General features: G+C 42.2%; 8 protein-coding genes. 3 read left to right on the top strand and 5 right to left on the bottom strand.

Annotated features, from left to right (window positions below):
• Positions 1–5: 5 nt before the first annotated feature.
• From NY014_RS06530 to NY014_RS06515, 4 genes are all read right to left on the bottom strand, one after another.
• On the bottom strand, positions 6–1,313 hold the full coding sequence (locus NY014_RS06530) for an APC family permease (protein WP_259413753.1): 1,308 nt from the start codon (positions 1,311–1,313) through the stop codon (positions 6–8).
• Positions 1,314–1,395: 82 nt separating this feature from the next.
• A complete protein-coding gene (locus NY014_RS06525) occupies positions 1,396–3,969 on the bottom strand; it encodes a cation-translocating P-type ATPase (RefSeq protein ID WP_259413752.1) in 2,574 nt (857 codons plus the stop codon).
• Positions 3,970–4,038: 69 nt separating this feature from the next.
• Positions 4,039–6,450: a TonB-dependent receptor gene (locus NY014_RS06520; RefSeq protein WP_259413751.1), complete on the bottom strand. Its 2,412-nt coding sequence runs from the start codon at positions 6,448–6,450 to the stop codon at positions 4,039–4,041.
• A gap of 54 nt (positions 6,451–6,504) precedes the next feature.
• Positions 6,505–7,026 carry a hypothetical protein gene (locus NY014_RS06515; RefSeq protein ID WP_259413750.1) on the bottom strand — a complete coding sequence of 174 codons (522 nt, stop codon included), beginning with the start codon at positions 7,024–7,026 and terminating at the stop codon, positions 6,505–6,507.
• 292 nt (positions 7,027–7,318) lie between these two features.
• On the opposite strand from NY014_RS06515, the gene NY014_RS06510 reads away from it, so the two are divergent.
• The 3 genes from NY014_RS06510 to NY014_RS06500 are packed head-to-tail and all read left to right on the top strand — an operon-like array spanning position 7,319 to position 11,739.
• A complete protein-coding gene (locus NY014_RS06510) occupies positions 7,319–9,865 on the top strand; it encodes a DUF7133 domain-containing protein (protein ID WP_259413749.1) in 2,547 nt (848 codons plus the stop codon).
• Between the two features lie 4 nt (positions 9,866–9,869).
• Positions 9,870–10,943 (top strand): sugar phosphate isomerase/epimerase family protein, encoded by a 1,074-nt coding sequence (locus tag NY014_RS06505; protein ID WP_354003168.1) that lies wholly within the window; start codon positions 9,870–9,872, stop codon positions 10,941–10,943.
• A gap of 7 nt (positions 10,944–10,950) precedes the next feature.
• Positions 10,951–11,739 (top strand): SDR family NAD(P)-dependent oxidoreductase, encoded by a 789-nt coding sequence (locus NY014_RS06500; RefSeq protein ID WP_259413748.1) that lies wholly within the window; start codon positions 10,951–10,953, stop codon positions 11,737–11,739.
• A 1-nt stretch (position 11,740) separates the two neighbouring features.
• Here the strand turns inward: NY014_RS06500 and NY014_RS06495 are convergent, their stop codons facing one another.
• Positions 11,741–13,072: a GntP family permease gene (locus NY014_RS06495; protein WP_259413746.1), complete on the bottom strand. Its 1,332-nt coding sequence runs from the start codon at positions 13,070–13,072 to the stop codon at positions 11,741–11,743.
• Between the last annotated feature and the right edge of the window lie 118 nt (positions 13,073–13,190).

The raw sequence follows: 13,190 nt of genomic DNA, 5'->3' as shown, positions 1-13,190 counted from the left end.
TTTCCTTAATCTTTATTTTGTCTTTTCCCTATCCAATATAAGCCTGTTCCAATTCCCACAAAAATGGCAGTCATCCAAACGGAAGTCCAGCTCACCTGAAACATCAACCAAATACAGGCGAGTATTCCCAAAATCGGAATGGTATATCCACCTTTCAGGATGAATCGATTAGGGGCTTTAAATTTGGGACGAAGGGCAGGAACTGCCGCACAGGTCATAATGAAAAGGAAAAGTCTGGACAATACGGTCATAGCAGCCAAAGTCCGAAATGAACCCATTGCCGCCAAGATAAAGGCAGCAATTCCAAAGAATAAAACCGAATTGGCTGGGGTTAGGAATTTGTTATGCACCTGACCAAACCAAGAGGGTAGGGAATTTTCCAAGGAAAGGGCATAAGTGATACGAGTGGCTGAAAACATGGAACTGATCAAATTGGCAATAACAGAGGTGCTTACTCCTATCATCAAAATATAGGCTCCGAATTCACCAAAAAGGCTTGATGCCGCATCTAAAAGGGGAGTATTGGAATCGGAAAGATCGGGCACAGCAGCCATGGTCACCAATTGGATGAGCATGTACAAAATCACCACCACTATCAATCCCAGGATTAACCCTAGAGGCATGTCCCGTTCGGGTTTTTTGGCTTCTCCTGCTGGGACGATTGCTCCTTCAAAACCTACGAATGCATAAATTAATAATAGCGCCGCAGCTCCCAAATCTCCAGCTGGTGGTACGGGGCTATCAAAGCTTGGTATAACAGAATCACCTAATAATAGGAAGCCTCCAAAGACCAATCCGATCAAGACTCCAAATTTAATAATGGTGAAAAAAGTCATGGAGCGGATGGATTCACTGGAACCCAAAATATTGATGATGCTCAATCCCACAATTGTGAGAAAAACAGTTACTAATCTACCTGCACCTTCGCCTGCCATTGGAATAAAATAGGCAATGCTATCAGTGAGCAAGACGGTATTTGCAGCGAATGAAATCAATCGGGCTAGGTAATAAAGCCATCCACCCTGAAAACCCACAAATCCTCCAAATGCTAAGGCTCCATAGCGGATTGGTCCTCCAGTTCCTCGGAAATAACTTCCAATTTCAGCAAAGCTTAAGATGACTGGGAGCATGAGCAGCGCACAGAATGCATAAATCCAGACGCTGTATTCTCCCGCCAATGCTGCTGCTCCTGAAGGCAATCCAAAAATTCCGGCTCCAATAAAGCCGTTGACTACGAGCATCCAAACACCCCAAAGCCCTAAGTTCCGAGGTAGTTTTTCGAGTTTTTCTTCAGTAGAAAATGGTTTTGACACAGGAATAGTTTTGGGTTTTCGAAAGGGGGAAGATAATTAGAATGGATTAAGAATCGAATTAAAAATAGGTGAGTGGAGAACGTCAATGCTTGAGTTTGGCTTCCTCTTTCTTTTGGCGAAAAGATTTTATCCATTTTTCAAACTCTACTGCATGGAAAACCACCAATCCCATTCCTACACTGAAAATCAATTCAGGAAGGTTTAAAGCTTCAGTGTGAAATATCCGATTAAAGAAGGGGAGATAAATGATAAGAACTTGCAAAATTAACGTTCCGATAATTGAAAGAATCAGGGGTGTATTGGTGAAAATGCCAAGTTTGTATAGAGGGCTTCGATCACTTCTAACAGCCATGACATGTCCTAACTGGGAAAATGCTAGAACGGTAAAGACCATAGTCTGCCAATGCCACCCTTGGCGTATCGCCCAATATTGAGTGAAAAGGGTAATTCCAGCCATTAATATTCCAACCCACAGAATGTGCCATCCTAGGCCTTCTGCAAAAAGGCTTTGCTTGGGTGGACGAGGAGGGCGATCCATGATATTTTTTTCAGCTTTTTCTTTTGCTAAAGCCAAGGCTGGAATCCCATCTGTCACCAAATTAATCCAAAGAATATGGATAGGAAGTAATGGGATAGGAAGCCCTAATAAAGGAGCCATGGTAATCGTCCAGATTTCCGCTCCATTACAGGTCATGATGTATTTGATGAACTTCCGGATATTATCAAAAATCCTACGTCCTTCCCGAATAGCCCGTACAATGGTTGCAAAATTGTCATCCAACAAAATCATATGAGCGGCTTCCTTGCTGACATCAGTTCCCGTGATTCCCATTGCAATTCCAATCGTGCTCGCCCGGAGAGAAGGAGCGTCATTTACCCCATCTCCTGTCATAGCCACGAATTGATTTTTTTGCTGAAGAGTACGGACAATTCGAAGTTTTTGGTCTGGGGAAACGCGTGCATAAACCGTAGTTTTTTCTACCTGATTGGCAAAATCCTCATCGGACATTTCCCGGAGTTCAGATCCACTCAATATCAAATCCCCTTCTTCAAAAATCCCAACCTCCTTGGCAATGGTTTTGGCAGTTGCAGGGTGGTCTCCAGTAATCATTACTGGCTGGATTCCAGCTGTCTTACATTCTTGAATTGCCTCCTTGACTTCTTCTCGTGGAGGGTCAATCATCCCCACCAATCCCCAGTATGAAAGCTCGCTTTCGATTTTATCCCATTCTGATTTTGGAGGGAGTTTATCTAAAACCTTTCCAGAAAAAGCCAAAACCCGCTCCCCAGCTTCAGCCCATTCCTGAGAGTCTTTTTTGATTTTTTGAAGATCATTTTGATCATTTAATACCCCAATAATGCACTCGGAAGCTCCTTTGCAGATTACCAAAACCTGATCACCCATTTGATGGAAAGTGCTCATAAGCTTTCGGTCTGAATCAAATGGGATTTCTCCGATTCTTGGAAAATCATTTAGGATTTCCTGATAGGTTTTTTCTCCTAAATTTTGAATCAAATGTTGCACTAAAGCAAGTTCGGTGGCTTCTCCCAGTAAGTTTCCGTCCTTTCCCACTTTGACGTCATTGTTCAAAGCCAAGGCGAGTTGAAGGTTGTCATAACCTGGAGCCACATGTTCTTTTTCATCCGATGAATGCCGGACTACGGTCATCTGATTTTTGGTCAGGGTGCCTGTTTTATCAGTGCAGATAAAAGTGATGGAACCCAAACTTTCCACAGCTGGGAGTTTTCTGATTAGCGCTTCCTTTTTTGCCATCCGGGCAGCTCCTAAGGAAAGAGCAATGGTGATTAGGGCAGGCAGAGCCTCTGGAATAGCAGCAACTGCCAAACTTACCGAAACCATCATTAATTCAAGGGGTTCTTCACCTCGGAGAAGTCCCAGTCCAAAAATGATCAAACAGATCAGCAAAATCAGAAGAGAGATAGTCTTCCCAAATTTCCTCATTCGAATCTGAAGGGGAGTTTCAGGACTTCCTTCCTGAAGTAGGTCAGCGATTTTTCCGAACTGGGTGTCCATTCCGGTTTTGAGCACTATACCCACCCCACGTCCATTAGTCTGAAAAGTGCCTTTAAAAAGGTGGCGATCCGAATTGATGTCTGGAGAGTCTATTTCTTCAATAAAGGCCGTTTTATCCACAGGGACAGATTCTCCAGTCAAGGAGGATTCATCCATTTTGACCGCATTTCCTTCCAATAGTTGGATATCTGCCGGAATCATATTTCCAGCTTCACAAATCAGGATATCCCCGGGTACAAGTTCGCTGGAATGGATAGTTTGGGTCTTTCCACTTCGAATGACTCTAGTATGGGTTTCACTCATTTTTTTCAGGGCTTCCAAGGCCTTTTCAGCCCTGTATTCCTGAATAAATCCCATGATGGCATTGAGAATGACAATCACCAGGATAATGATGGTATCTGACCATTCTCCGATGACTCCTGCGATTAAAGAGGCAGAGATCAGGATGGCGATCATAAAGTCTTTGAACTGATCCAGAAAAAGTTGGAATGGAGCTTTCTTTTTTTTCTCCTTGAGAGAGTTTGGACCCACTTCCTCCAAACGACGCTTTGCTTCGGCTTCAGTCAGACCTGTGCTGATTAGAGAAGTGAGTTCTGACTTGGACTTTGGAAGTGAAATCATAAAAGTTTTGCTTCAATAGCTTAAAATAAAAAAGTCTGGGCTAAGATGCTCCAGACTTTTCGATTTGATTTAAAAACTTGCTCTTAAGGAGAAAATAAAATTCCTTCCAGCTCCTGAAATCCCCGAACTGTAGGGTCTATAGCGCTGATCGGTGATATTTTCAATCCCTGCATTCAATTGCAGAATATCCAGAATTGGATAGCTGACTTTTAAGTTGAGCGTATACCAAGAAGGGGAGTAGTTATTTCCATTTTCGTCCTTGGCGTAGATTTCATCCTTTGCACGTTCTTCTTGTGCCAAATTTTCAAAACTCCTTTCACCCTGGAAGTTGAGATATAGTTGAGCCCTAAGCCGACTTGCCTGATAATCCAAGCGAGTCACTCCAAATAAGGGGGCAGCATGCCGGGAAGGACTAGTACTTCCGTCATCCAGTTCCTCTTTTCCTTCCTGGAAATTGATATCAGCGAAAATGGAGAGGTTTTTGGTCAATTTCGCTTTTACACCAATTTGAATTCCATACACTCGAGCTTCAGCTGCATTTTGAATGGCTTGGACTTGACTCAATTCTCCATCATAGAGAATACTGTCTTGTCCATTTAATTGGAAATTCCTACGCACTAATGCATTTGCCAAATGGGTGTAGAAACCTGTAATATCAACCTTGAAAGCATCTCCCCAAAGTTTGGCAAGACTTAGATCAATATTGGTGGCATACTCAGGTTTCAAATCCGGATTAGGAACGGTGACTGCCCCGGGTTCGGAATCGAATACTTTCCCAATATCATCTACATTGGGTGATCGAAAGGCTGTTCCCAAATTGCTACTTAAGACCCAAGACTCCTCTGGACGATAAACGATTCCTACACTTCCGGTAAGATTTCCATTTCCCAAGTTCGCCTCCTCAAAGGGAAAGGGGTAAAATCGGGTATCGAATTGGCTTTCTATTCCATACCAGCTATAGCGCAATCCGCTTTGGAGCGTAGCTTTTTCATGAATTTTGGATTCCAAATTCACATAAGCCCCAAAGGAATTCCAATCTGATTTGGGATAGCGGGTAGGCCCTTCCTCTTCTTCGCCTGTTTCGATATCAGTGGTAAATCCAGCGGAATTCACTTTATTTTTCACCCATTCCAATCCATAGAAAAGGAATTTTTTAGAATTGATGCTTTTACTGAAATCAAGGTTTGCGGAATAAGCAGTGACTTTTTCAATTTGGGTGTTTCGGATAGGATCATTCAGACTTCGGTCGATTCGGCTTTCTTCAAAATTCTGAAGGGCTAGACTCAAATTCACCCGATCATATAAAACGCCAGCTTGATTGTGGGTAACCTTCAGATGATTCATCATCCATTTTTGGGGGCCATAGTCCCATTCTGCATAGCGAGGCAAGCCATTTCGAACTCGGTTATGTCGATCGTAACGTCCATAGCTAGAAGTGGCAGAATAATGAAACCCGTAATTAAACTCCCAATCATTAGAGGGCTGGAATCGGATTTTTTGCATGAAGTTTTTCTGCGAGTAACCTGAAGGAATCTGGATTAGCGCTGGATCTTCTAAAGTCAAAACCACATCTTCCCCGTTAATTCGCTCGACATAATTTCGCTTGATGTAATCCTCTGGCCCATGGGAACCTTGTCGCAAATCATCATAATCCCAGCTGGAAAAACTAGTAGCCAATGCCCATTTTTTCCAACCTATTTGAAGGTCAGCATGTCCTGTCTTTTCCTTGTTGGCGCTGGAGAAACGGGAGACGATTGTTCCTTCAATCAGTGTCTCATCATCGAGAGAAAATCCCGGCTTGATCGTTTCAAAACTCATTACTCCACCAATAGCATCACTTCCATAAATTACGGAAGCAGGCCCAAATAGAACTTCTGCATCACTGATGACGAATGGATCCAAATTGATGACGTTTTGGAGGTTTCCACCTCGGAAAATTGCATTATTCATCCGAACGCCATCCACGGAGTAAAGCAGGCGATTTGTAGCAAAGCCCCGGATCATGGGGCTCCCTCCGCCTTGCTGACTTTTTTGAACGTAGACTTTACCAGATATGCCTAATAGATCTGCTGCTGTTTGAGGATCTTGAAATCGAATCTCTGATGGGGCAATGGTGACAATTTTCTGAGGAACATCATCGCTGTTTTGTCTCCATTTATTTGCTGCAACAACCACCTCACCGAGGTTGATATTGCTTTTTTCAAGGTATAAGGTCGCATCCGGTAAACTTGTCAGTTCCTGAAAATTCAACCTCACTGTCTGGTAGCCATAGCTACTGATTTGAATAATTTCTAAATCTGCAAAAGAGGAAATGTCCAATTGCCCCTTGCCATTTGCATATAATACCCTTCCTGTAGATGGATCGTGAGCCACCACAGTGGGAATGGGTTCATTGCTTACCTGATCTTTGACCGAAATAGTTTGACTTTTGGATACAAAAACCAAAGCACAACAAAGAACCCAAGTCATGATGTATTTCATGTCTATTGGGTTTGTAGATAAAAAACTGTTTTAAAACAGAAAGAAATAAGAGTTTCAGATTTCCCTAGGTGGTGAAAAAAGTGGTCTATGATCAGGGTTTTCCCAGATCGGGTTCAAAGCTTCTTGAAAGGCTAGTTGATTAGTAACACTCCAAAACTTGATAGAAGGTAAATCCTCAAAAAATAAAATCACATGAAAACTGTTCCTTTTTTGATGCCTGGAATGATTTTCTTGAGAAGACTCTTCATATTCTGACTTGCTTCTTTTTAGCTCACTTTCTTCTTGATCGTGCCAAACTAAGTACTCTATTTGGTCACCTTTTTCATGGACTTCGAGCACATCATACATTTCTCCCCGGTACTCAAATTCCCGATCATGCTCCCACTTCAACAGGCTTTGTGATTCCTCTTTTGTAAATACCAAGGTCTTAACCCGTTCATCATTCGGGTCTCGATTAATGCGGCTTTCCATATTTTCCTTCAGTTGAAAAAATCGAAGCTCAAAAGCTGTCAATCCCAAGGTCATCGGACCTGCGATACTAAAGGCTAGTAATATGACGATGAGAAAGTGCTTCATAGGAACTCTGAATGCGAAAATGAGAATAATTCCCGCCTAAACAAGTTCGGATTTTAATCTTGGAAAATTGTGATGATTGAAGGTAAAAATGGTTTTTGGAAAGGGGGAAGTGAAATAGATTTTGAATCTGTGCTATTCTTTTCTTGTTGAATTTGGCTTTGAAATGAATTGATGCATTTTTCATTTGCAAAGTCAACCGCTTACCAATATTTGTTTGGTATTGAGGGAAATATATTTCATTTTAGGAAGAAGAGATTTTTCTCTAGCCCAACTCAAAATAACCTTATTAAGCGTGAAGAATCTTCGGATATGGATGTTTTTTGGATTGTCGGCATTGGCTTCATGTAAAGAACCTGGGCCCTTACCCGAAACGCCCGATAGCCCAGTTCGCTCTCCGGAGGAAGAAATCTTGTCTTTTCAGATTGATAGGGGGTTAGAAGTTCAATTAGTAGCCCAAGAACCCCTGGTTGAAAGCCCAGTCATTATCCAATTTGATCAATGGGGAAGGTTGTGGGTAGTGGAAATGCGGGGATATATGAATGATCTGGAGGGAAGTGAGGAGCATCAGCGGGTAGGACGAATTGCAATTTTGGAAGATCAAGATGGGGATGGAGAGATGGATCATCGGATCACCTATTTGGATAGCTTGATCATGCCCCGAGCATTAGGACTTTTTGGAAATGGAGCCTTGATAGCAGAAAATAATTCCCTTTGGATTACGGAGGATTTGGATGGTGACTGGAAAGCAGATCGCAAAGTTTTGCTCGATTCCACCTATGCCGCAAATGGAATTCCCGAGCATTCGGATAATGGTTTTCTTAGAAATCTGGATAATTGGTATTACAGCGCCAAATCTCGTATTCGCTACAAATTAGTAAATAGAGAATGGATTCGAGATAGCACCGAATTTCGAGGGCAGTGGGGTATTTCTCAGGATGATCAGGGGAGGCTGATTTATAATTACAATTGGTCCCAACTTCATGGAGATTTGCTTCCACCTAATTCCATTGGTAGAAATGAGAACCACCAGCCGAGTAGTGGAATAGATTACGGGTTGACCATTGATAGGCGGGTTTATCCTATTCGATCTAATCCTGCGGTCAATCGCGGTTATATACCCGGGACTTTGGATTCTGCTAAGCGACTTTTGGAATTTACTTCTGCCAGTGCCCCGACAGTCTATCGAAGTTCTTTGCTTCCCCAAGAATATCATGGGAACATGTTTGTGATGGAGAATGCCGGCAACTTGATCAAACGCAATGTAGTGACCGAAAATGGGATTTATTTAGAAGCCAAAGACCCAAATCCCGGAAGAGAATTTATGGCCTCAACGGATGAACGTTTTCGACCTGTTTTTGCTACAGTAGGGCCAGATGGAGGTCTTTACATAGCCGATATGTATCAGGGAATTGTACAGCATGGGTCTTACATGACGGATTACTTGAAGGAACAAACACTAAATCGAAAATTGGATCACCCAGGTCATATGGGGAGGATATGGAGGATTGTTCCGAAAAGAACTTCTTTCCGATCTCCTGAAAAACTTGGAGGTCTTCCAGTCGAAGAATTGATTCCCTATTTAGAACATTCTGACGGTTGGTATCGAGATATGGCTCAACGACTTTTGGTCGAATCAGGTCAAAAAAATCTAGCTTCTCAATTAGAAAATTTCATCTCCAGCCAAGCAAAAACCGACTTGGGAAAGATTCACGCATTGTGGACTTTGGAAGGTCTTCAGGTTTTAAATCCTGAGTTTTTATTGGAGGTATTGGAAAAAGCTGACTATGCAGTAAAAACCCACGTCCTTCGCTTATTGGAGCCTTTTGCAGAGAAAAATTTCGAAATCGCCTCGACTTTGGCAGAGGTAATCCAGAATAATCTGAATCAAGCATCCCCTCGATTTAAGTTGCAAGTGGCTTTGAGTTCTTACGTATTTGATCCCGGTGATCAGATGAAAATTCTCACATCGGTGTTAAATGAATTTGAAGAAGATCCGGTCTTTCGGGATGCTATTCTGAGTAGTCTTCAAGGGCAGGAATATGAGTTTTTATCCTATTTGGGTGATTCAGAATGGAGTGAGACAGAAGGTCAAGAGAAAGCAATTTTCTTGGAAATGTTGACTTCAGCCATTGTTCAGGGAGGAGATTTGGTTGAGGTTCAATCACTTGTTGCACAAATCGAGAAAGCTTCCAATCACTGGACTTCCAAAGCGATACTTTCTGGTTTGGCTACACAAGGAGGTAATCCAGATAATTTGGGGAAATTCACCCTAAATGGGCAACCTCTGCTTTTTGGAGATAATAATCCAATCTCTGATAATTCTGCTCTTGCGAGGGCGAAGAATCTTTTTAAATGGGATGGTTTTTCCCCTGAAAAGAGCAAGGAAGGGGCTTTGGCTTTGGATGAAAATTCCCAGAAATTATTCACTGAAGGTAGACAAAAGTACCTCGCTTCTTGTGCGGGATGCCATGGTGGAAATGGAGCGGGAGTAAACAGAATGGGGCCACCATTGAACGGTTCGGAATGGGTAATTGGAGATGAAAGAAGATTGGCGTTGATCCTTTTGCATGGAATAGAAGGTCCAATTTCCGTAAAAGGAAAATTGTATGATGCTCCTGAAATTTTGCCTGTCATGCCATCCCATTCCACGATGGATGATCGTAGTATTGCAGCTATCTTGACCTACATTCGGAATGAATGGGGGAACCATGCGGGGCCTATTCCTCCAAGGCTAGTGGGTGGAACCCGGCATACTTCCCAAGGAAGAGTCTATCCTTGGTCTGAGACGGAATTGAATGCACATATCGCTAAATTGAATCAAACGGACTCTAACCCTTAAAATCGTGAAGCATCGCATTAGTAGAAGAGATTTTATTCAACAAAGTAGTATGGCTGCAATGGCTTTTTCGGTTCCCTTTCCCAAAATCCCGGAATTTCTGAAAGACTATTCCATGGGGGTGGTCGTGCATTCATACGGGATGCGCTATGGGGGAAGATTAAAAAGCGATCAGTATCCACCCTTTTTAAATGCCTTGAATTTGATGAAACACTGTCAAATGCTTGGAGCTGGAGGAGTTCAAACAATGGTTAGCGGTTGGGATGAAGAATTTGGCAAAAATCTTAGAAATGTATCCAATCAATCAGGAATGTATTTAGAGGGAAGCATTGGGCTTCCTAAGGATGAGGCAGATGTAGAACGATTTGAAAGAGAGATCAGAATTGCCAAGGAGGCCGGAGTTTCCGTTTTTAGAACGGTTTGCTTGAACGGAAGAAGATATGAAAACTTTGATTCCAAAAATCAATTTGCTGAATTTAAGGCAAATGCCATCCACTCTTTAGAATTGGCAGAAAAGGTGGTTCGTAAGCATCAGGTCAAATTGGCGGTTGAAAATCATAAAGATTGGAAAGCAGCCGAATTGGTAGAGATTTTGGAAAACTTGGGTTCGGAATGGGTTGGTGCAACTGTAGATTTTGGAAATAATGTTTCCTTGCTCGAAGATCCAAATGAAGTCATAGAAACCTTATCTCCTTATGCATTTTCTACCCACGTCAAAGATATGGGAGTAAAGGAATACGAGGATGGATTTTTGCTTTCGGAGGTTCCGTTAGGGGAAGGTATTGTGGATTTGAAAAAGGGGATGGATCTCTGCAAAAAACATAATCCTAGCATTCATTTTTCTTTAGAAATGATTACCCGAGATCCACTCCAAATTCCTTGCTTGACTGATCATTATTGGGCTACTTTTGATAACCCTTCTGCTTTAGAATTTGCCCAGCATTTAGCCATGATTCGGAAGCATGAATTTGAAGGGAAGCTACCTGAAACTAGTATATTGACGACAGATGAAAAACTGGCTTTGGAGGAAGAACACGTACAAAAATGCCTCAGCTATTCGAAAAACAACTTATTGACATAAATTCAAAATGACAGACTTTAGTAAACTTCCAGGAATCGAACTCTTTTCTCAAAAAGGAAAAGCTGCCATCATCACGGGCGGTTCCAAAGGATTGGGATTTGCAATGGCTGCAGGATTGGCATCCGCAGGTTCGGATGTGATGCTGGTGAGCCGCAACCAATCCGAATGTGATTCCGCAGCCGAAGAAATAGCTACGCAATATGGAGTAAAAACTTTGGGTTATGCCGCAGATGTAACGAATGCTGCTGAGATGGAGGCTATGGCTATAGCAGCCATTCGTGCTTTTGGGGAAATCGATACCTTGATCAATTCTGCAGGGATCAATATTCGGGGTTCAATTGATGAACTTTCGGAGGAGGATTTCAAAAAAGTCATGGATATCAATGTTACCGGAACTTGGTTGGCATCGAAGGCAGTCATTCCCAATATGAAAGAAAATAAACGGGGAGCTATCATTAATCTAGCGAGTACACTTGGATTGGTGGGCTTAGCAAATCGAACTCCATACACCGCAAGCAAAGGGGCTATTGTCAATATGACCAAAGCGCTGGCTTTGGAGCTTGCTCCTTGGAATATTACAGTCAATGCTATTTGTCCCGGTCCTTTTTTGACTGAAATGAATGAACCGATTGCTAATACGGAAGAAGGGAAAAAATTCATCGTTGGGGCAACTGCCTTGGCGCGATGGGGCGAGCTCAAAGAAATTCAGGGAGCTGCTATTTTTCTAGCTTCGGATGCTGGAACCTATATGGTTGGTTCTATGGTTACTGTAGATGGAGGGTGGACTGCTAGGTGATTTATCCCACAAAAAGGCTAATCAGGTAAATAATAAAGATTGCTGATATTCCCATAATTAGGGTGCCTAAGCTATGTGATTGATTTCCTTGTTTGACGGTCATTCCCGATAGCTGTGTCACAACCCAAAATCCGCTGTCGTTGGCGTGAGATATCGCAATAGCACCCGCACCAACAGAAAGAGCAGTGAGTACTTTCATCGTATCCGTATCCAACCCCAAAGGTCCCATCAATGGAGCAATGATAGAAGCCGTGGTGATCATGGCTACAGTTGTTGAACCTTGAGCAGTTTTTAAGGCAAAAGCGATCAAGAAAGGAAGGAATATTCCCCAATTGGCATCTTTCATTCCTTCACTGACCAATGTTCCGATTCCTGAATTCTGAAGCATTTTCCCGAATACACCACCTGCTCCTGTGATGAAAATAACCGGGGCAGCTATCAACAAGGCCTTTCCAATCCATCCACTCGCAGACAGCATTTTCTTGTCCAATTTTTTGGGAAGGGTAAAAGAAAGAAGTGCACCGATCAGAAGGGCAATCACGGGAGAACCTAAAAACTTGATCAGATTTAGCATACTTCCTTCCCCAAAAGGTTTTGTTGGGTAATTGGCAATGGAGGCCAAAATGATCAGTAATAATGGGATGATGATTGGAAGGAATGATTTGAAAGCCGATGGGAATTCCTTTCTGGATACAGTTTCCTCATCAGTTTCAATACTTGCTTCCAATGGGATTTTTGAAACAAATTTGTTGACAAAGATGTAACCCGGAATTAAGGTCAACAAGGAAACAATAATTCCCCAGAAAATCATTTGTCCCAAATCCGCGTTTAGAATTCCAGCTGTGGCAATTGGTCCTGGAGTAGGGGGTACTAAAGAATGACTACACATGGCCCCAAGAGATAATGCAATCATAGTTCCTGCATAGGAACGATTACTTTTTACTGCCAAGGATTTGGCAATGGGATTCATCATGATGATAGTGGAATCTCCAAAAACGGGAATAGATAGCACATAGCCTCCCAACATCATGGTGAGGTTGACAGATTTTTTACCAATCCAACTCAGGATTTTTTCAGCAATTACTAGGGCACCTCCTGTTTTTTCCAAGAAAGTTCCCAAAATCACCCCTAGTAAAATCAATAAACCTACGGATCCCAAAACCCCTCCAAACCCCTCGGAAATGGATTGAATGATTAAATCCATAGGCATTCCAGCTAATAATCCATAGATAAGCGCGGCTGCAAACAGAACTAAAAATGGGTGAATGTCGAATTTGACGATGGCTATTAATATGAAAGCCAAAACCAAAAGGATGGAAATAATTAGGATCATATTGGGTCTATTTGAAAAAGAATCTTTGGGGATTCTTTCTTCTTTATCCATTAAAAAAAGCTAAAAAGCGGAATAAAAAAAGATTTTTTATGTCTTTAGGGATTTGGCAGTCACAAAT

The organism is Algoriphagus limi, from assembly GCF_024919275.1.
GTDB lineage: Bacteria > Bacteroidota > Bacteroidia > Cytophagales > Cyclobacteriaceae > Algoriphagus > Algoriphagus limi.
The sequence above is the reverse complement of the archived record's forward strand: the minus strand, read 5'-3'. Positions and strand labels throughout refer to the sequence as shown.